The 20,373-nt window shown below is 71.6% G+C and carries 14 protein-coding genes; 7 read left to right on the top strand and 7 right to left on the bottom strand.

Features of this window, described 5'->3' with window-relative positions; all coding sequences use genetic code 11:
- Positions 1 to 234: 234 nt before the first annotated feature.
- The 6 genes from ACZ56U_RS12290 to glgX form a co-directional block, all read right to left on the bottom strand.
- A complete protein-coding gene (locus tag ACZ56U_RS12290; RefSeq protein ID WP_469083971.1) occupies positions 235 to 2,283 on the bottom strand; it encodes a M4 family metallopeptidase in 2,049 nt (682 codons plus the stop codon).
- A gap of 288 nt (positions 2,284 to 2,571) precedes the next feature.
- The gene (locus tag ACZ56U_RS12285; RefSeq protein ID WP_469083970.1) at positions 2,572 to 4,323 is read right to left on the bottom strand and encodes an ABC transporter ATP-binding protein; all 1,752 of its coding nucleotides are present in this window, start codon (positions 4,321 to 4,323) and stop codon (positions 2,572 to 2,574) included.
- On the bottom strand, positions 4,320 to 6,071 hold the full coding sequence (locus ACZ56U_RS12280; RefSeq protein WP_469083969.1) for an ABC transporter ATP-binding protein: 1,752 nt from the start codon (positions 6,069 to 6,071) through the stop codon (positions 4,320 to 4,322). Before ACZ56U_RS12280 ends, ACZ56U_RS12285 begins: the two co-directional genes overlap by 4 nt.
- Before the next feature lie 19 nt (positions 6,072 to 6,090).
- Positions 6,091 to 7,947, bottom strand: a complete 1,857-nt coding sequence (locus tag ACZ56U_RS12275; protein WP_469083968.1) for an ABC transporter ATP-binding protein — start codon at positions 7,945 to 7,947, stop codon at positions 6,091 to 6,093.
- Positions 7,944 to 9,713 carry an ABC transporter ATP-binding protein gene (locus tag ACZ56U_RS12270; protein ID WP_469083967.1) on the bottom strand — a complete coding sequence of 590 codons (1,770 nt, stop codon included), beginning with the start codon at positions 9,711 to 9,713 and terminating at the stop codon, positions 7,944 to 7,946. The genes ACZ56U_RS12275 and ACZ56U_RS12270 overlap by 4 nt, the downstream gene beginning before the upstream one ends.
- Positions 9,714 to 9,978: 265 nt before the next feature.
- Positions 9,979 to 12,216 (bottom strand): glycogen debranching protein GlgX, encoded by a 2,238-nt coding sequence (gene glgX / locus ACZ56U_RS12265; RefSeq protein ID WP_469083966.1) that lies wholly within the window; start codon positions 12,214 to 12,216, stop codon positions 9,979 to 9,981.
- Between the two features lie 151 nt (positions 12,217 to 12,367).
- On the opposite strand from glgX, the gene ACZ56U_RS12260 reads away from it, so the two are divergent.
- The 6 genes from ACZ56U_RS12260 to ACZ56U_RS12235 all read left to right on the top strand — a co-directional run bounded on the left by ACZ56U_RS12260 (position 12,368) and on the right by ACZ56U_RS12235 (position 18,721).
- Complete coding sequence (locus ACZ56U_RS12260; protein ID WP_469083965.1) at positions 12,368 to 13,600, top strand: L,D-transpeptidase; 1,233 nt, start codon at positions 12,368 to 12,370, stop codon at positions 13,598 to 13,600.
- Positions 13,601 to 13,826: 226 nt separating this feature from the next.
- Positions 13,827 to 15,011, top strand: coding sequence for a L,D-transpeptidase (locus ACZ56U_RS12255; RefSeq protein WP_469083964.1), 1,185 nt, complete (start codon positions 13,827 to 13,829; stop codon positions 15,009 to 15,011).
- Between the two features lie 79 nt (positions 15,012 to 15,090).
- The gene (locus ACZ56U_RS12250) at positions 15,091 to 15,858 is read left to right on the top strand and encodes an enoyl-CoA hydratase/isomerase family protein (protein ID WP_391232648.1); all 768 of its coding nucleotides are present in this window, start codon (positions 15,091 to 15,093) and stop codon (positions 15,856 to 15,858) included.
- A gap of 345 nt (positions 15,859 to 16,203) precedes the next feature.
- Positions 16,204 to 16,707: an ATP-binding protein gene (locus ACZ56U_RS12245; protein WP_469083963.1), complete on the top strand. Its 504-nt coding sequence runs from the start codon at positions 16,204 to 16,206 to the stop codon at positions 16,705 to 16,707.
- Between the two features lie 56 nt (positions 16,708 to 16,763).
- Positions 16,764 to 17,546: a polysaccharide deacetylase family protein gene (locus ACZ56U_RS12240; RefSeq protein WP_469083962.1), complete on the top strand. Its 783-nt coding sequence runs from the start codon at positions 16,764 to 16,766 to the stop codon at positions 17,544 to 17,546.
- Entirely contained in the window at positions 17,546 to 18,721 is a 1,176-nt protein-coding gene (locus tag ACZ56U_RS12235; RefSeq protein ID WP_469083961.1) for a YncE family protein, read from the top strand. The genes ACZ56U_RS12240 and ACZ56U_RS12235 overlap by 1 nt, the downstream gene beginning before the upstream one ends.
- A 6-nt stretch (positions 18,722 to 18,727) precedes the next feature.
- Here the strand turns inward: ACZ56U_RS12235 and ACZ56U_RS12230 are convergent, their stop codons facing one another.
- The gene (locus ACZ56U_RS12230) at positions 18,728 to 19,396 is read right to left on the bottom strand and encodes a GNAT family N-acetyltransferase (RefSeq protein WP_469083960.1); all 669 of its coding nucleotides are present in this window, start codon (positions 19,394 to 19,396) and stop codon (positions 18,728 to 18,730) included.
- A 49-nt stretch (positions 19,397 to 19,445) separates the two neighbouring features.
- Here ACZ56U_RS12230 and ACZ56U_RS12225 point away from each other — a divergent pair, with 49 nt between their 5' ends.
- Positions 19,446 to 20,360: a MerR family transcriptional regulator gene (locus ACZ56U_RS12225; RefSeq protein WP_469083959.1), complete on the top strand. Its 915-nt coding sequence runs from the start codon at positions 19,446 to 19,448 to the stop codon at positions 20,358 to 20,360.
- The last annotated feature ends 13 nt before the right edge of the window (positions 20,361 to 20,373 follow it).

Here is a 20,373-nt window from a genome sequence, read left to right as displayed (position 1 = left end):
TTGTGCGGCGGGTGTGAGGAAGAGTGACATCTGCGCCGCGTACATGTCATGACCTCAACGTGATGTTGGCCGAAAGTCGGCGGGTGGGTGAACATTGCGGCCGTGTTAACCGGGCTGACCTCGGTAAAGGCCCAACTCGGCAAGGGCAAGGAGATGGCAAAAAGAGGGCGCCGCCCCGGGGAGTCGAACCACCGGGGCGGCGCCCTGTCCAGGGAAGCCGGTAGGCCGTGCGGCCTACGGGAAGGTGAGCTTCCAGCTGTTGATGTAGCCGGTGTCGACCGCCGCGTTGTCCTGGACCCTCAACTGCCAGGTCCCGTTGGCGACTTCGGAGGACGCGTTCACCGTGTAGGTGGTGTTGAGGTTGTCGGCGCTGCCACCGGTGCCGTAGGCCTTCAGCGTGTACGCCGAGCCGTCCGGCGCGACCAGCTGGACCTGGAGGTCACCTATGTAGGTGTGCACGATGTCGACCGCCACCGCGAGGTTCGACGGCGCGTTCCCGGTACGGCCCGACACGGTGATGGAGGACGTCACCGCGGCGCCGTTGTCCGGAATCGATACGTCGGCGGTGTTCTCGAAGGAGGTGCCGCCACCGCCGCCGCCACCGGAGCGCGAACCGACCGCGACACCGGCCCAGGCGTCCTGCACGGCCTTGTACTCGGCGCTCGTGGTGCCGTACAGCTCACCGGCCGCCGCGAGGGTGCCGGTACGGGCCGCCGCGTAGTTGGTCGTGGACGTGAACTTGGTGGTCAGCGCCCGGAACCAGATCTTCTCCGCCTTGTCCCGGCCGATGCCGGTGACCGGGAGGTTGTCCGCGGTCGGCGAGTTGTAGCTGACGCCGTTGATGGTCTTGGCGCCGCTGCCCTCGCTCAGCAGATAGAAGAAGTGGTTGGCGGGACCCGACGAGTAGTGCACGTCGACGGAGCCGATCCCCGAGTACCAGTTGTCCTTGGACGAGCCGTCCTTGCTCGGCTTGTCCATGTACCGCAGCGGCGTGCCGTCGCCGTTGATGTTGATCTCCTCGCCGATGAGGTAGTCACCGACGTCGGAGGAGTTGTTGGCGTAGAACTCGACGGTCGAGCCGAAGATGTCCGAGGTCGCCTCGTTCAGGCCACCCGACTCCCCGCTGTAGTTCAGCCCGGCCGTGTTGGAGGTGAGCCCGTGGGTCATCTCGTGCGCGGCCACGTCGATCGACGTCAGCGGGTTGGTGTTGCCCGAGCCGTCCCCGTACGTCATGCAGAAGCAGCTGTCGGACCAGAACGCGTTGACGTAGTTGTTGCCGTAGTGGACGCGGGAGTAAGCCCCGACGCCGTCACCGCGGATACCGCTGCGCCCGTGCACGTTCTTGTAGTAGTCCCAGGTCAGCTGGGCACCGTAGTGGGCGTCCGCGCCGGCCGACTCCAGGTTCGACGGGCTGCCGTTGCCCCAGACGTCGTCCGGCCCGGAGAACAGCGTGCCGGTGCCGGAGGTGCCGCGGTTGAGGTTGTACGTCTTGTGACCGCCGCGCGCGCCGTCGGTGAGGTTGTACGTCGAACCCGACTGCGTGGTGGTGAGGTTCACCGTGCCCGAGTACACCGTGTTGCCGGTGCCGGTCTCGATCGCCTCCCACTGGTACAGCTTCGCGCCCGTGGCGGCGTCGGTGACGACGTGCAGCTCCTGCGGGGTGCCGTCGTGCTGGAAGCCGCCCACGACCGTCTCGTACGCCAGCGTCGGCTTGCCGTCGGCGGCCCAGATCACCTTGCGCGGGGCGCGGTTGACGTCGGGGCTCTTGGCGTCCTCGGCCTTCGCGGCGCCGAGGGCCTGGGTCCTGGCCTTGGCGGCGGGCACGGCGGCCGTGGTGGTGGCCGGCTTGATGGCGGCGCGGGTCGCCTTCATCACGGCCTCGGTGGCGTCCGCCTTCGTGGACTCCACGACGAGGTCGCCACCGAGGACGGGCAGGCCGTCGTAGGTGCGCTCGTAACGGGTGTGGATGGTGCCGTTGCCGTCCTTGAGGACGTCACGGACGACCAGCTTCTCCTTGGCGCCCAGACCCAGTTCCCTGGCCGTGTCAGCCTTGGCGGCGTTGGCCGTGCGCAGCAGTTCGGCGCGCTGGGCGGGCGTGAGCCTGACCGACTCGGCGCCCGGAATGATCTTGCCCGCGGCCGACGGTGCCTTCTCCGGGGCTGCGGACGCGGCGCCCGACTGGACGGCCGCGGCGATCAGGGCGGACACACCGACCAGGGCTACGGCGGCGGCCTTGCGGTGCGTGGTGTGGGAGGTGCGTCTGTGGGAGGAACGTTCTCTCAACACTGACTCCTGCGTCTGCGGGCCGCGGGTCGCGCGGCCGGGGGAGACCGGGCGGCGCGTGTGGCCGGCCGGGCAGAACGGGCGGTACGCGTGCGGAAGTCCGGTCACGGCACAGCACTGTGCGGGTGCTGTGGGGTTGCTGTGTCGTGACCGTGGGAAGAGTGGCAGCAGTTCGCGGTTTCTGTCAGGACCGCGTCAGGAAGTTGGCCGGAAATCGTCCGTTGCCCGGATGGTCATGTTCGTTATACGGGCAATTCACCTCGACGTCAGGGCGGTTCGCCACCGGGGTCAGGGCGACCGGTCCCCGTGCCACGAGTGCCACAGCGCCGCGTACGCCCCGCCCGCCGCCACCAGCTCCTCGTGCGAGCCGAGTTCGGTCAGCAGGCCGTCCTCCATCACCGCCACCCGGTCCGCGTCGTGCGCGGTGTGCAGCCGGTGCGCGATCGCGATGACGGTACGTCCCTCCAGCACGGCGGCCAGCGCGCGCTCGGTGTGCCGGGCGGTGGTCGGGTCGAGCAACGCCGTCGCCTCGTCGAGGATCAGGGTGTGCGGATCGGCCAGGACCACCCGGGCCAGCGCGAGGTGCTGGGCCTGCGAGCCGTCGGTGGGGTGACCGCCCTCGCCCAGCGCGGTGTCCAGCCCCTGCGGCAGCTCCCGCACCCAGCCGTCGGCCCCGACCGCGGCCAGCGCCGACCACACCTCCTCGTCCCCGGCCGACGGTTCGGCGATCAGCAGGTTGTCCCGGACCGAGCCCAGGAAGACGTGGTGCTCCTGGGTGACGAGGACGACCTGGCGGCGCAGCTGCTCGGGGCCGAGCTCGACCACGGGTACCCCGCCCACCGTCACGGTGCCCTCCGTGGGCGCGTCGACACCCGCGATGAGCCGGCTCAGGGTGGTCTTCCCGGCACCCGACGGCCCCACCACGGCGAGCCGCTCCCCGGGCCGTACGGTCAGGTCGACGCCGTGCAGCACGTCACGGCCCCGGCCGTAGGAATAGCGCACGCCGGTCACGTCGATACGGTCCCCGACCGGCGCGCGGGAGTCCTCACGGGTGCTCCTCGGGGCCTGTGCCAGACCCTCCACCCGGGCGAACGAGGCGCCGCTGCTCTGGAGTTGCTCGATCCGGACCAGGATCTCGTCCAGTGGCCCCTCGAACTGCCGGAGGTACAGCCCGGCCGCCACGACCGCCCCGAGACTCACCGCGCCGTGCGCGTGCAGGATCCCGCCGATCAGCAGCACGCCCGCCACCGGCAGGAGATACGACACCTCGACCACCGGGAAGAACACCGAGCGCAGATACAGCGTGTGGAATCGCCGGCGCCGCGACTCCTCCAGGGCCTCCCGGCCGGCCGCGACCCGCAGCTCCCGCAATCCGAACGCCTCCACCGTGCGGGCGCCGGCGGCCGTCGCCGCGAGGATCTCGGCCACCTCCGAGTTCGCGGCGCCCTCGGCGAGATAGGCGGCCCGGGCCCGCCGCAGGTACCAGCGCAGCACGAACCAGATCGGTGTGAGGCCGAACACCCCGATCAGGCCGAGCAGCGGGTCGATCAGGAAGACCGCGCCGAGCAGGAACAACGCCTGCACGATGTTGATGAGCAGCTCGGGCCCGGCGTCGCGCAGCGTGGTGCCGACGGTGGCCACGTCGGCCGTCCCCCGGGCCGTCAGGTCGCCGGTCCCGGCCCGCTCCACCACCGACGCGGGCAGCGCCAGGGCACGGTCGACGAACTCCTCACGGATGCGCGCGAGGGTGCGCTCGCCGAAGCGGTGCCCCGCGTAACGGGCCCAGCGGGCGAGGAGCAGCTGGATCGCCGCGCAGACCAGGATGCCGAGCGCCGCGCGGTCCACGGCGCCGGCGCCGGCTCCCGCCTGGACCTGGTCGATGATCCGGCCCAGCAGCCAGGGACCGGCCAGAGCGGCGGCAGCGGCGGCCGCGTTCAGGGCGAGGACACCGAGGAAGGCCCGGCCGTCGGCACGGACCAGCCGTACGGAGGCCTTGCGCACGTCGGCGGGTTCGGCGATCGGCAGTCGGCCGCCGGTCATCCCAGGACCTCCTCGGAGTCACGGGCGACAAGGGCGCGGTAGCCGGGTTCCTCGGTGAGCAGGCGCCGGTGGGTGCCGGTGGCCGCGACCTTGCCGTCGACGAGGTAGTGCACGGTGTCGACGCGGTCGAGCAGGAGTGGGGAGGTGGTGGTGAGCACGGTCGTACGGCCTGTGCGGGCCTCTCCGAGTCTTTCGGCCACCCTGGCCTCGGTGTGCGCGTCCAGGGCGGAGGTGGGTTCCAGGGCGAGGAGTACTTCCGGGTCGGCGAGGAGGGCTCTGGCCAGGCGGACGCGTTGGCGTTGGCCGCCGGAGAGGTTGCGGGCCTGGGCGTCGAGGAGGGAGTCGAGGCCGTCGGGGAGGGCTTGGACTATGTCCTCGGCTGCGGAGGTGTGGAGCGCCTCGGAGAGTGCGTCGTGTGGTCCGTCGGCGGGCGCGGGTCTGTTGTGGCTGGTCGCGCCGTTCCCCGCGCCCCTTCGGGGCGCTACCACCTCCCAGAGTCTTCCCGCGAACAAGTCCGCCTCGTGCTCCGCCACCAGGATGCGGGCCCGTACCTGGGGCAGGGGGATGTCGCTCAGGGGTACGCCTCCCCACAGGACACCCGACCGCTCGTACCTCCCCAGGCGGTCCACCACGGCCGTCGCGTCCGCCGGGCGGGCGCTGACCAGGGCCGTCAGACGGCCCGGGAGGACGCGCACGCCCGACGCGGGGTCGTACAGGACCGAGGGTTCCGCGGGCGGCTCCCGGGTCCCGGTGTCCGGTTCCGGTTCCAGGCGCAGGAGCGTTACGACCCTGCGCGCGGCCACCACCCCGCGGCCGAGCTGGTAGCCCCAGTCCACGAAGTACGACACCGGGCGCACCAGGACCGCGACATAGCCGTACACCGAGACCAGCTCGCCCACGGTGAGGCTGCCCTGGGCCGCCATCCGGGCCGCCATCCAGGTCACCACGGCGAGGTACAGGGTCGGCAGGCCGACTCCGAGGGCCTGCATCCAGCTGGTGACCGAGCCGACCCGGTAGCCCTGGCGGCGCAGGCGGGCCGAGTCGTGGCGGAAGGCGTCGGCGACCAGGCCCTTGCCACCGAGGCCGTTGAGGACGCGCAGGCCGCCCGCGAGGTCACCGATGCGGGCCGTGAGCAGGCCCTGGCGCTCCCGGTACTCCGCCTCGGTGTCCTGGAGCCGGCGCAACAGAGGGCCGACGAGCAGGGCGATCAACGGCATCCCGAGCAGCACCACCACGGTGAGCCGGACGGAGACGGTCAGCAGCAGTGCGCTGACCGCGAGGTAGGCGGCTACCGCGCCGACGCCGGGGCCGACCACGGTCAGCGCGGAACTGATCTGGGCGACGTCCCCCACCCCGATCGTCACGATCTCCCCGGCCCTGACCTGCCGCGGCAGCGCGGCCCCGAGCCGTACCGCGTGCCCCACGACGACCTTGACCGTGCGGAAGTTGGCGTCCATCCGCACCCGGGTCATCGTGCGGTGCCGCATGATGCTCAGCCAGGCGTTGAACGCGCCGACCACGATCAGCAGCCCCGTCCACAGGGCGAGAGCGCCCCTGTCGTCCTTCTGGAGGCCCTCGTCCACGGCGCGGGCCATCAAGAAGGGCGTCGCCGCCAGCAGCACCATCCACACGCTGCCCAGCAGCGCCCCGGCCGCCGACCGGCCCGCCTGGCACCGCACGAGCCACCACAGGTACCACCACCCGCCCCGCGCATCGGGCGTGCCGGGATCCTCGTACGCGTCGATCACCTGTCGTTCCCCCGATCCCCTACGCCAGGCTGTCCCGCCACGCCCGGTGCAGATCCGCGAACCTGCCCGTCCCCGCGACGAGTTCGGCGGGTGGGCCGTCCTCGACGATCCGGCCGTGCTCCATCACCAGCACCCGGTCGGCGATCTCGACCGTGGAGAGCCGGTGGGCGATCACCACGGCGGTACGGCCGTGCAGGACCGTCGACATCGCACGCTGCACGGCCCGTTCACCCGGGATGTCCAGCGAACTGGTCGCCTCGTCCAGGATCAGCACCGCCGGATCGGCCAGCAACGCCCTCGCGAACGCTACGAGTTGGCGCTGCCCGGCGGAGATCCGGCCACCCCGTTTGCGGACGTCCGTGTCGTAGCCGTCGGGCAGGGCGCTGATGAACTCGTGGGCGCCGATGGCCTTCGCCGCCTGCTCGATCTCCTCGCGGGTCGCGTCCGGGCGGCCGATGGCGATGTTGTCGGCGACCGTGCCGGAGAACAGGAAGGCCTCCTGCGTCACCATGACGACCCCGCGCCGCAGTTCGGGCACGGCCAGGTCGCGCAGGTCGACGCCGTCGAGCAGGACCCGGCCCTCGGAGGGGTCGTAGAAGCGGGCCAGGAGCTTGGCGAGGGTCGACTTGCCGGCGCCGGTCGAGCCGACCACCGCGACGGTCTGCCCGGCGGGGAGGGTGAGGTCGAAGCGCGGCAGGACCTCACCGCCGGTGCGGTAGGCGAACCGCACACCGTCGAAGACGACCTCGCGGCCCGGGTGCTCGGACCGAAGGGCGGGCAACTGGGCGGGAGCGGATGGCTCCGGCACGGACGGCGTCTGCGCGAGCAGGCCCGCGATCTTCTCCAGGGAGGCCGCCGCCGACTGGTACGAGTTGAGGAACATGCCGAGCCGGTCGATCGGGTCGTACAGCCGTCGCAGATACAGCACCGCCGCCGCCAGTACACCCAGCTCCAGCGTGCCGCCCGCGACCCGGTAGGCGCCCCACAGCACGATCAGCGCGACCGCGATGTTGGCGACCAGCCGGGAGCCGACCACGTAGCGGGCCATCTCGATGAGCGCGTCGCCGTTGCTGCGCTCGTGGCGCCGGTTGAGCACGGCGAAGTCGGCGTCGTTGGCCGCCTCCCGGCGGAAGGCCCGCACCGGGCGGATGCCGTTCATCGTCTCGACGAACTTCACGATGACGGCGGCGATGGCGGTGGAGCGCCGGGTGTACACCTCGCCCGCGCGCCGCTGATAGACGCGGACCAGGAGGTAGAGCGGCACGAAGGAGGCCACCGCCACCGCGCCGAGGCCCAGATCCAGCCAGAGCAGCAGCGCCGCGATGAACACGAAGGACAGGACGACCGTCACCAGCTCCTGGAGCCCCTCGCTGAGGAGTTCACGCAGCGACTCCACGTCCGCCGTGGAGCGGGAGATCAGCCGGCCCGAGGTGTAGCGCTCGTGGAAGTCGACACTGAGGGCCTGGGCGTGCCGGAAGATCCGGCCGCGCAGGTCGAGCAGCACATCCTGGTTGACCCGGGCCGAGACGAGGATGAACGCGTACTGGAGCCCGCCCGCGGCCAGCGCGCACAGCAGATAGCCGACGCCCACGGCGACCAGCGGCCCGTGCCGGTCCTCGCGGAACGCGGGCACCGCGCGGTCGATCGCGTAGGCCACCAGCAGCGGGCCCGCCTGCACCGCCGCCTGCTGCAACAGCAGCAGCAGCGCGGCGCCGAGGACCCGCGCCCGCATCGGTGCGAGCAGGGAGCGCAGCAGGTCGGCGGTGGCGCGTGGCGGGGTGGGCAGGACGTCACGGTCGAAGGGGTCGCCCTTCGCCGCGCGGACGTCCGGTTCCTCGTCGGCGGTGGCGGGCACGGCCTTCGTCGGCGCCGTCATCGGTCGTCCTCCGTTTCCCCGGCCCCCGCCATGAGGTGGGCGTACTCGGCGTTGGCGCGCAGCAGTTCGTGGTGGGTGCCCACGGCGGTGATCCGGCCGCCGGAGAGGAGGGCGACCCGGTCGGCGAGCAGCACGGTCGAGGGGCGGTGCGCGACGATCAGCGCGGTCGTCTCCGCGAGCACCTCCCGCAGCGCGGCCTCCACGGCGGCCTCGGTGTGCACGTCCAGCGCGGACAGCGGGTCGTCGAGCACGAGGAAGCGGGGCCGGCCGACCACCGCCCTGGCCAGGGCGAGCCGCTGCCGCTGTCCGCCGGAGAGACTGAGGCCCTGCTCGCCGACCTGGGTCGCGGTGCCCTGGGGGAGGTCGTGCACGAAGCCGGCCTGGGCGACGGCCAGGGCCCGGTCCAGGTCCCCTGCCTCGTCGCCCATCAGGACGTTCTCGCCGACGGTCGCGGAGAAGAGGGTGGGTTCCTCGAAGGCGACCGCGACCTTGGAGCGCAGCTCCTCGCGGGACATGGCGGTGATGTCCTCGCCGTCCAGCGTGATCCGCCCCGAGGTGAGTTCGTGGAGGCGGGGGACGAGCGCGGTGAGGGTGGTCTTGCCGCTGCCGGTGGCGCCGACCAGCGCCATGGACTCGCCGGGGCGGATGTGCAGGTCGATGCCGTCGAGGACGGGGGTGGAGTCCTCCGGGGCGTCGGGGTAGCGGAAGACGACCTGGTCGAACCGCAGCCCGCTGTCCCCGCGGCCGCTGCCGGCCGCGGTCACCGTCTCGTCCTCCGGCACCTTGTCCATCACCTCGAAGTACCGCTGCGTCGCGCTCGCCGCGTCCTGGCTGATCGCCAGCAGGAAGCCGATGGAGTCGATGGGCCAGCGCAGTGCCAGAGCCGTCGACAAGAACGCCACCAGCGTCCCCGCCGACAGGTCCCCGTCCGCCACCTGCACGGAGCCCAGCACCAGCGCCGCCCCGATGGCGACCTCCGGGAGCGTGACGATGACACCCCAGATCGACGCCAGCAGCCGGGCCTTGCGCAGTTCCGTGCCGCGCAGGGTCTGCGACAGCTCACGGAACGCCCGCGCCTGGCTCCGGTGCCGTCCGAAGCCCTTGATGATCCGGATGCCGAGCACGCTCTCCTCGACGACCGTGGTCAGATCGCCGACCTGGTCCTGGGCGAGCCGCGACACCTTGAAGTACCGGCGCTCGAAGAGCACACAGGTGATCATCACCGGCACCGCCGGTCCGAGGATCACCAGCCCGAGCGTCCAGTCCTGGAGCAGCATGATGATCACGCCGACGAGGATGGTGATCCCGTTGACCAGCAGGAACGTCAGCGGGAAGGCGAGGAACATGCGCAGCAGCATCAGATCGGTGGTGCCCCGGGACAGCAGCTGCCCCGACGACCACCGGTCATGGAAGGACACCGGCAGCCGCTGGAGGTGCCGGTACAGGTCCGCCCGCATCTCGGCCTCGACGTGCGACAGCGGCCGCGCCACCAGCCAGCGCCGCAGCCCGAACAGCAGCGCCTCCGCGCACCCGAGCAGCAGCAGGTACAGCGCGCCGAGCCAGACGCCCGCCGGGTCCTGGCCGGCCACGGGGCCGTCCACCATCCACTTCAGGACGAGCGGGATCACCAGCCCCGTGCAGGAGGCGACGATCGCCACGAACGCGGCGGTGGACAACCGGGCCCGGACGGGCCGGACATAGGGCCACAGGCGCAGCAGGGTGCGGACGGCGGAACGTTTCTGGGCGGGTGCGGGTGTCGTGGGCATCAGCAGCGAGCCTACGGACCGGCACTGACGACGACGACCGACTTTTGGCCGCACCCCGATCCGGCCACGCTCCTACGACCTGCGCGTTCGAGGAGCCGTACGACGCCCCCGACCGACCGTCCGACACCACTCCGAGCACGCCGGGCACCGCGCGCGCCCACCTTCCCCGGGACAACCGCCCGCAGGCCGGACCCGGGCCGCCTCAGGTCTGGTCCGACCGAGCCGCGAAGGCTTCCCGGGGTGCAGCCGCGGCCCCGTCGGCCGGCTACGCCGCCACCCTCAGCAGCAGCACCGCCCGCGCCGGCACCGTGATCGCCGTTCCCGCCCGGTGGGTCACCCCCGGTGCCTCCCGCTGCTCCTCCCGCGAGGTGTCCACGACGACCTCGTACCGTTCCGCCCACGGCGGGCCGGGCAGGGCGAAGCTTGTCGGGCGGTCGCCGGCGTGCAGGACCGCGAGGAAGCTGTCGTCGAGGATCGGGGCGCCCCGCTCGTCGCGGCCCGGTATGTCCCGGCCGGAGAGGTACATGCCGAGGGTGGCGGCGGGGGCGTACCAGTCGCGTTCGGTCATCTCGGTGCCCCGCGCGGTGAACCAGGCCAGGTCCCGCAGCCCGTCCACGGAGTGCGCCCGCCCCGAGAAGAAGGCCCGGCGGCGCAGCACCGGATGCCGGTGCCGCAGCTCGATCAGCCGTGCGGTCAGGTCGAACAGGGCCTTCCAGCGGGGCTGTTCCAGCAGTCCCCAGTCCAGCCAGCTGATCTCGTTGTCCTGGCAGTAGGCGTTGTTGTTGCCGCGCTGGGTGCGCCCGAGCTCGTCGCCGGCCACCAGCATCGGCACGCCCGTGGACAGCAGCAGGGTGGTCAGGAGGTTGCGCAACTGGCGGCGCCTGAGGCCCTGTACGCGCTCGTCGTCGGTCTCGCCCTCCGCCCCGCAGTTCCACGAGCGGTTGTCGTCCGAGCCGTCCCGGTTGCCCTCGCCGTTGGCCTCGTTGTGCTTGTGCTCGTAGGACACCATGTCCCGCAGCGTGAAACCGTCGTGCGCGGTCACGAAGTTGACCGAGGCGTACGGCCGGCGCCCGCCCCAGGCGTAGAGGTCGCTGGACCCCGACAGGCGGTAGCCGAGGTCCCGCACGTCCGGCAGCGCGCCCCGCCAGAAGTCCCGGACGGCGCCCCGGTACCGGTCGTTCCACTCCGTCCACAGGGGCGGGAAGGCGCCGACCTGGTAGCCGCCCGAGCCCACGTCCCACGGCTCGGCGATCAGCTTCACCCGGCGCAGCACCGGATCCTGGGCGATCACCGCCAGGAACGGGGACAGCATGTCGACGTCGTGCATGGAGCGGGCCAGCGCGGCGGCCAGGTCGAAGCGGAAGCCGTCCACGCCCATCTCGGTGACCCAGTAGCGCAACGAGTCGGTGATGAGCCGCAGGACGTGCGGCTGCACCACGTGCAGGGTGTTGCCGCAGCCCGTGTAGTCCGCGTACCGCCGCGCGTCGGACTGCAACCGGTAGTACCCCCGGTTGTCGATGCCCTTCAGCGACAGCGTGGGGCCCAACTCGCCCGCCTCGGCGGTGTGGTTGTAGACCACGTCGAGGATGACCTCGATGCCGGCCTCGTGCAGCGCGCGCACCATCCGCTTGAACTCGCCGACCTGCTGTCCCGTCGTACCGGAGGCCGCGTACGCGGCGTGCGGGGCGAAGTAGCCGACGGAGCTGTAGCCCCAGTAGTTCTTCAGGCCGCGGCGCAGCAGATGGTCCTCGTGCGCGAACTGGTGCACGGGCAGCAGCTCCACCGCGGTGACACCCAGCCCGACGAGATGCTCGATCGCCGCCGGATGCGCCAACCCGGCGTAGGTGCCGCGCAGTTCCTCCGGGATCCCCGGGTGCAGCTTGGTGAAGCCGCGCACGTGCAGTTCGTAGATGACGGAGTCCGCCCACGGCGTCTTCGGCCGGTGGTCGTCCGCCCAGTCGTCGTCATCGTGGACGACGACCCCCTTCGGGACGTACGGCGCCGAGTCCCGCTCGTCGCGCACGGTGTCGGCGACATGCTGCTGCGGCCAGTCGCGGACATGCCCGTACACCTCGGGCGGCAGGCTGAAGTCGCCGTCGACGGCACGGGCGTACGGGTCGAGGAGCAGCTTCGCCGGGTTCCAGCGGCCGCCGGTCCACGGGTCCCAGCGGCCGTGCACCCGGTAGCCGTACCGCTGCCCGGGCATGACCCCCGGCACGAAGCCGTGCCAGATCTCGTGCGTCAGCTCGGTCAGCCGGGCCCGGGTCTCCTTGCCGCGCTCGTCGAAGAGGCACAGCTCCACGCCCTCCGCCCCGCCCGCCCACAGCGCGAAGTTGGTGCCCGCGACCCCGTCGGGACCTACCCGGAACCGGGCCCCCAGCGGCGTCGACGCACCCGGCCACACAGGGACGGGCGGCGGCGGTGCCGCCGGTCGCGCACCATTGACGACGACGGCCGGCGACTGCTCCCCGGCCACCGCCTTCTGCTCGGCTGCGCTGGACACCTGTGGCCTCCCACGGCTCGCGGAACGACCGGCACAAGGGCGTACGGCATCCCGGCCGCGGTACCCCCTCCAGTCGTCCTCCCCACTGTTCTGCCCAGAGCTTGCGTCGCACTCACGTTTCCCCAGGGCGGGCCCGATCGTTGGGTCCGGCGTGAGGCACCTACAAGGGCACGTACACCGGCGCGTTCGGCGCGCGGGGACCGCACTGGCCGCCGTACTGACATGGGCCGGACTGCTGGCCGGCTGCACCTCCGGCTCCCCGGGAGGGATCGATCTCGGCGGGCTCGGCAAACCCCCCGCACCCGAGGACGTCATCCGCGTCTCGCCGGACGACGGCAGCAAGGGCGTCCGGCAGGACAGCCGGCTGCGGATCCGGGTGCCCAGCGGACGACTGGAGTCCGTCGAGGTCGTCAAGTCCCAGGACGCGCAGGACACCCCGGTGCCCGGCCACATCTCCGAGGACGGCCTGCGCTGGGAGCCCGACGAGGCACGGCTCGCGCTGGCCGCCCGGTACACCGTCGACGTGGTCGCCCTGGACGGCCACGGCCGCCGCTCCGCACGGCACACCACCTTCACGACCTACGTCCCCGACGAACGGTTCATCGGCTACGTCACCCCCGAGAACCGTTCCACGGTCGGCACCGGGATGATCGTCTCCCTGGAGTTCAACCGGGAGATCGAGGACCGCGCGGCGGTCGAACGCGCCGTCCACGTCAGCGCCGAGCCGCCCGTGGAGATCCGCCCGCACTGGTTCGGCAAGGGCCGCCTCGACTTCCGCCCCGAGCACTACTGGAAGCCCGGCACCCAGGTCACCGTCGCGCTCCGGCTGCGGGACGTCGAGGGGGCGCCCGGGGTCTACGGCCTGCAGTACAAGACGTTCTCCTTCACCGTCGGCCGCAGCCAGGTCTCCCTCGTCGACGCCGCGAAGCACACCATGCAGGTCCGCCGGGACGGCACACTCCTCGCGACCGTCCCGATCACGGCGGGCGCCCCGAGGACCACGACGTACAACGGCAAGATGGTCGTCTCCGAGATGCTCGAGGTGACCCGCATGAACAGCCGCACGGTCGGCTTCGGCGGCGAGTACGACATCCCGGACGTCCCGCACGCCATGCGTCTCACCGACTCCGGCACCTTCCTGCACGGCAACTACTGGGCACCGAACGCCCCCGGCAAGGTCAATGTCAGCCACGGTTGCGTGGGCCTCAGGGACGTCAAGGGCGGCGGTTCGGACACCCCGGCGGGCTGGTTCTTCGACCGCAGCCTCATCGGTGACGTCGTCGAGGTCGTCCACAGCAATGACAAAAAGGTCGCTCCTGACAACGGCCTCGGCGGGTGGAATATGGGGTGGAAGGCCTGGAAGACGGGCAGTGCGGTGAAGTAGCCAGGTGGGGGGCCGGGTCAGGGCCCCGAAGCGCGGGCACGGTTGGGACCGAACGGTGACAATCGCACCCCGCCGACGGGCCTGATCTTGCGGTTAATATCACCGGACGCGCGGGGAGCGCGGGGGTTGCGGGCCTGTGACCGGGCCCGGCGAGGGGAGACAGGACTTGAACGTGCGACCGATATCGGGGGCGTCGGTTGACGCACACGGGCGTGGCCGTAAGCGCATGGCGGCGCTGCTGCTGGGGGTCATGCTGACCGCCGTCACCGCGTGCGGCGGAGGTGACGGGGGCTCCGGTTCCGAGACCGGCTCCGGCAAGGGCGAGGGCGGCGGTTCGGCCGAGAGCAAGCAGTCCGTGGCCGTGGTGGCCATCGCGCCGGCGGACGGCGCCAAGTCCGTCGGGACCAGCGGGGCCCTGAAGGTCAGCGCCGACAAGGGCAAGCTGACCACGGTCGAGGTCAAGGACTCCAAGGGCGAGAAGATCACCGGCAAGATATCCGCGGACGGCGCCTCCTGGACGCCGTCCAGCCATCTGGCCGCCGCCACCAAGTACACGGTGCACGCGGTCGCGAAGGACTCCGAGGGCCGTACGGCGGCCGAGGACTCCAGCTTCACCACGCTCACGCCGAAGAACACCTTCGTCGGCACCTTCACGCCCGAGGACGGCTCGACCGTCGGCGTGGGCATGCCGTTCTCCGTCCGTTTCACCCGGGGCATCACCAGCCCCGAGGACGTCGAGAAGGCCATCACCGTCAAGACCGAGCCGGCCGTCGAGGTCGAGGGCCACTGGTTCGGCAACGACCGGCTGGACTTCCGCCCCGAGAAGTACTGGAAGGCCGGCACCAAGGTCACCGTCGAGCTGAACCTGGACGGTGTCGAGGGCCGCGAGGGCGTCTACGGCGAGCAGACCAAGACCGTCTCCTTCACCATCGGCCGCAGCCAGGTCTCCGTCGTGGACGCCAAGAAGCACACGATGAAGGTCATGCGGGACGGGAAGCTCTACAAGACCATCCCGGTCACCACCGGCAAGCCCGGCTACGCCACCTGGAACGGCCAGATGGTCATCAGCGAGAAGTTCACGGTGACCCGGATGAACGGCGACACCGTCGGCTACGACGGCGAGTACGACATCAAGGACGTCCCGCACGCGATGCGCCTGACCAACTCCGGCACCTTCGTGCACGGCAACTACTGGGGCGGCGGAGCCTTCGGCAACTACAACGCCAGCCACGGCTGCATCGGCCTGCGTGATGTGCGCGGCGGTTACGACAAGTCGGTGCCGGCCGCCTGGTTCTTCAACCACTCCATGGTCGGTGACGTGGTGACGGTGAAGAACTCCACCGACCCGACGGTCGACCCGGCCAACGGACTCAACGGCTGGAACCTGTCCTGGGCGGAGTGGAAGAAGTAGCGGTCCGTACGACGGCGACGGCCCCGGTGTGAGCTACCGCACCGGGGCCGGTGCCGTTAGTGGCCGTTAACCTTCCCTCATGACCGTGACTCTCGAAGTGGCCGACGGCGTCGGCACCCTGCGCCTGGACCGCCCGCCCATGAACGCGCTGGACATCGCGATCCAGGACCGCCTCAAGGAGCTCGCCGAGGAGGCCGCGCGCCGCGAGGACGTACGGGCCGTGGTGATCTACGGCGGGGAGAAGGTGTTCGCGGCGGGCGCGGACATCAAGGAGATGCAGGCCATGGACCACACCGCGATGGTCCTGCGCGCCCGCGCCCTCCAGGACTCCTTCACGGCGGTGGCCCGCATCCCCAAGCCGGTCGTCGCGGCCGTCACCGGCTACGCGCTGGGCGGCGGCTGCGAGCTGGCCCTGTGCGCGGACTTCCGGATCGCCGCCGACAACGCCAAGCTGGGCCAGCCCGAGATCCTGCTCGGTCTGATCCCGGGCGCCGGTGGCACCCAGCGCCTGGCCCGGCTGGTGGGCCCGTCCAAGGCGAAGGACCTCATCTTCACCGGCCGGATGGTCAAGGCCGAGGAGGCGGAGCGGCTGGGGCTGGTGGACCGGGTGGTCCCCGCGGCCGACGTCTACACCGAGGCGCACGCCTGGGCGGCGAAGCTCGCGCAGGGTCCGGCGATCGCGCTGCGGGCGGCCAAGGAGTCGATCGACACCGGCCTGGAGACGGACATCGAGACCGGACTGGCCGTGGAACGGAACTGGTTCGCGGGCCTGTTCGCCACCGCCGACCGCGAGACCGGTATGCGCAGCTTCGTCGAGGAAGGCCCCGGCAAGGCGAAGTTCCTCTGACGTCGTCCGAGTTCGCCTGAGGTCGCCTGAGGTCGTCCGAGTTCGTCTGAGGTCGTTCGAGGGTCGCTCGAGAAAAACCGCTGCGGCACTTGCTGTTGACGGGATGTCTGATCCGGGTCCCTCGATGGGGCGGTTTATGGGAGCCTTAAGGCAACCTTAACCCTGCCTTGTCGAGGGAGCCGTCGATTGCCTCCAGCCGAGCCTCCGCTGCAGGTCAGCCAGGCTGCGACACGCTCCGACCTGCCTCTGGCACATGCCGATCGGAACCAGCGGAACGGTGGCTTCCGGGGGGCGTATTCCGCGGAGACGACCCCGCGGGGCAGCCGGTGCGGCCATGATGGGGGCATGGCGGGGCTGGAGGGCAGCGAACAGCCGCGGGGACACGGCCGTGCGACCGCGGCGCGCTGGTCGCCCACGGTCGAGGACGAACACGCGCTCAGGGTGCTGGAGTTGTTCGGCAACCCCACGGAGGCGGAGGTCCCGCTCCCCAGCCGCCCCGAATCCGCGGCCACGGCCCGCCGGTTGGCCCAGGTGGTGGTCCTGCGGCAATGGGGACTGACCCCGAAGATGACCGAGGACGCCGTCCTGCTCGTCTCCGAACTCGTGGGGAACGCCGTACGGCACACGGGCGCCCGGGTCTTCGGGCTCCGGATGCGGCGCCGCCGCGGCTGGATCCGGGTCGAGGTGCGTGACCCCTCCCGCGGACTGCCCTGTCTGATGCCGGTGCAGGAGATGGACCTCAGCGGCCGGGGCCTGTTCCTGGTGGACAAGCTGTCCGACCGATGGGGCGTGGACCTGCTGCCGCGCGGCAAGACGACCTGGTTCGAGATGCGGGTCGCGGACCGCTGATCCGGTAGCGCCATCGAACGGGTGAATCGGGGGTTTTCGCCCGTAACCCCCCTTAAATGGTGCGGGTGACCAGGACCGATCGTCGGACGCTGCTCCGCCTCAGCACGGGGCTCGTCCTCACCACCGGCTGTGCCACCAGTGGCGCCGTCACCCACCCCACCCCCTCCCACGCACCGGCCACCCCCTCCCGCGCACCGGCCAAGCCCTCACCCGCCCCCGGCCCCCGCCGCCTCCCCGGCCTCCCCGCCCAGCTCACCCACGGCCCCCGCAGCCGCCCGCGGGTGGCCCTCACCTTCCACGGCAACGGCGACCCCGCCACCGCCCGCGCCCTCCTCGGCGAGGCCGAACGATCCGGCGCCCGGCTCACCGTGCTCGCCGTCGGCACCTGGCTGGACGACCACCCCGAACTGGCCCGCCGGATCCTCGACGGCGGCCACGACCTCGGCAACCACACCCTCCACCACCTCGGCGTCAACGACATGTCCGAGGCCGACGCCCGCGCCGAGATCACCGGCTGCGCCGAGCGGCTGCGGCGGCTCACCGGGTCGATCGGCAGCTGGTTCCGGCCCTCCCGCGCCGCCCGGGCCTCCCCGCTCGTGGAGCGGCTGGCCCGCGAGACCGGCTACCCGCACGTCCTGTCGTACGACGTCGACTCCCTCGACTTCACCTCGCCCGGCGCCCCCGCGGTCACCCGCACGGTCCTCCGCGAGGTCAGAGCCGGGTCCGTGGTGAGCCTGCACTTCGGGTACGCCGACACGGTCGCCGCCCTCCCCGCCGTACTGGAAGAACTCGACCGCCGCGGCCTGGCCGCGGTGACGACCACGGAGCTGTTCAGCTGATGCACCGCCTTGTGAAGCACGTCCTGGCCGCGAGTGCCGTCCTCACCGCCCTCGCCGCCTGTGGCACCGACGCCCGTGACCAGGCCACCGACCAACGCACCACCAGGGCCGCGGTTCCCGCCCCGCCGAAGAAGAAGCCCGTTCACGGACTGCCCGGCATGCCGCCCGTCCTCGACCCGCAGGACGTGTACGCCGCCGATCGCCCGAACAAGCTCTCCCCGGTGGTCAAGGACTTCCCGTCCCGGGTCTACGTCCCCAACACCGAGTCCGACACGGTCTCCGTGATCGACCCGAAGACGTACGAGATCATCGAGACGATCAAGGTCGGGCGGCAGCCCCAACACGTCGTGCCCTCCTGGGACATGAAGACCCTCTGGGTCAACAACAACCGCGGCCACACCCTCACACCCGTCGACCCGAGGACCGGGAAGGCGGGTAAGCCGGTCGAGGTGCACGACCCGTACAACCTCTACTTCACGCCCAACGGCAAGTACGCCGTCGTGATGGCCTCCCTCGACCGCGAACTCGTCTTCCGCGACCCGCACACCATGGACCGCAAGAAGACCGTCCCGGTCAGCTGCTACGGCGTCAACCACGCCGACTTCTCGCTGGACGGCCGGTACTTCATCGTCTCCTGCGAGTTCAGCGGCGAACTGCTGAAGGTCGACACCGAGAAGATGAAGGTCGTCGGCCAGCAGAAGCTCCCCTTCAACGGGGCCATGCCGCAGGACGTGAAGATCTCGCCCGACGGCAAGCGGTTCTACGTCGCCGACATGATGGCCGACGGCATGTGGGTCCTCGACGGCGACACGTTCGGCAAGCCGAAGCTCCTGCCCACCGGCAAGGGCACCCACGGCCTCTACGTCAGCCGCGACTCGCGGGAGATGTACGTCTCCAACCGCGGCGAGGGCACCGTCTCCGTCTTCGACTTCACCCAGGACAAGCTCACCAAGAAGTGGCGCCTGCCCGACGGCGGCAGCCCCGACATGGGCGGCGTCTCGGCGGACGGCAAGGTGCTGTGGCTGTCGGGGCGTTACGACGCCGAGGTGTACGCCATCGACACCCGCACCGGCGTCCAGCTGGCCCGGATCCCGGTGGGCAGGGGCCCGCACGGACTCGCGGTCTACCCCCAGCCCGGGCGGTACTCGCTGGGCCACACCGGCATCTTCCGCTGACCGGCGTCACGAGCGGCTGCCGGAGCCACCCGCACCGCCTGATTCGGCACTGAGCAGCAGTGCCTCCGCGCCCACCGGACGGTAGCCGGCGGCCTGGAACGCCCGCGTGCTGCGGGCGTTCCCCGGGGCGATCTGGGCCCACAGCGGTTCCTGGACGAGATGCCGGGCGGCGGTCACCAGCTCCCGCCCCAGCCCCCGGTGCCGTACGCCGTCGTCCACCTCGACCGAGACCTCCAGCCGCCCACCGACCCCGCGCCCGGTCACCAGCACCCCGCCGTCGGTGGTCCAGGCCCGTACGCCGTCCCGGCGCCCGCGCGCGTACGCCACGCGCGCGTGGCCGGCGTCCTCGATCTCCTCCAGAGCGAGCGGCGGCTCGCCCGGCAGCGGGGTGGCGACCAGCAGCGCGTCGATCGTCTCGGTCCTGCGGCCCGTCCGCCGCATCAGCGCGGCGAGGAACAGCGGGTTCATCGCAGCGGCGAGCGGATCGCAGTCGAGGCCACGCAGGGTCGCGCGCACCCAGTCCGGGTCCTCGTCCGTGAAGACCACGGAGTGCGCGGTGAACGCGATGACGCCGGCGTCCCGGTGCGCGTGCGGGCGTACGACGGTGGTGCCGCCGTCGGCCGGCGGGAAGACGCCACGGGCGGCCGCGTCGAGAATGTCCCGGAGGGTCTCCACCTCTGTGCTCCTTGAGTCTCCACCCACTGGAAGGCCCAGACTCGCAGACATGATCGACGACGGCACCGGACTTCTCACCATCGGCGAGCTGGGCCGGACCACCGGACTGACCGTGCGCACCATCCGCTACTGGTCCGACGAGGGCGTCCTCGCGCCGGTGGCCCGCTCCACGGGCGGCTACCGGCTCTACGACGCGCGGTCCGCCGCCCGCCTGGAACTGATCCGCACGCTGCGCGAGCTGGGGCTCGGACTGCGGGACGTGCGCAGGGTGCTGGACGGGGAGCGGACCGTGGCGGAGGTCGCGGCGGCGCACGTGGTGGCGCTGGACGCGCAGATCCGGTCGCTGCGGCTGACCCGGGCGGTGCTGTCGACCGTCGCGCGACGCGGCTCGAGCGCACAGGAGATGACCCTGATGAACAGACTGGCACGGCTGTCGGCGGCCGAACGCGGGCGGATCGTCGACGACTTCATGACCGAGATCTTCCACGGGCTGGACACCGCCGACCCCGACCTCCGGACCCGGCTGCGCTTCGCCCCGGCGGACCTGCCCGACGATCCCACGCCCGAGCAGGTGGACGCCTGGGTCGAGATGGCCGAGATGATCCAGGACCCGGGGTTCCGCGCGCTCATGCGCGGGATGCTCGAGTTCAACGCGGCGGACCGCGGCCCGGACGCCCCCGCGGGCACCTCGCTGTGGTTCATGAGCCGCCTGGTCCGGCTCGCCGCCGACGCGCGGGAGCGGGGTGTCGGCCCCGGGACGCCGGAGGCCGCGCGGGTGCTGCGAGGGCTGCTGGGCGACGCCGACCCGGCCGCCGTACGGGACCGGGTGACGGCCGCCTGCCATCCGCGGGTGGCCAGGTACCGGGAGCTGTGGGCCCTGGTGAAGGGCCTCGAACCCCAGGCCTCGTACGCCGAGGAGTTCGCCTGGGTGGTCGCCGCGCTGCGCGCTCGGGCCGCCGGTTAATCTGACCTCCGTC

The sequence above is a fragment of the Streptomyces sp. NPDC034103 genome (genome assembly GCF_055575395.1).
The sequence above is the reverse complement of the archived record's forward strand: the minus strand, read 5'-3'. Positions and strand labels throughout refer to the sequence as shown.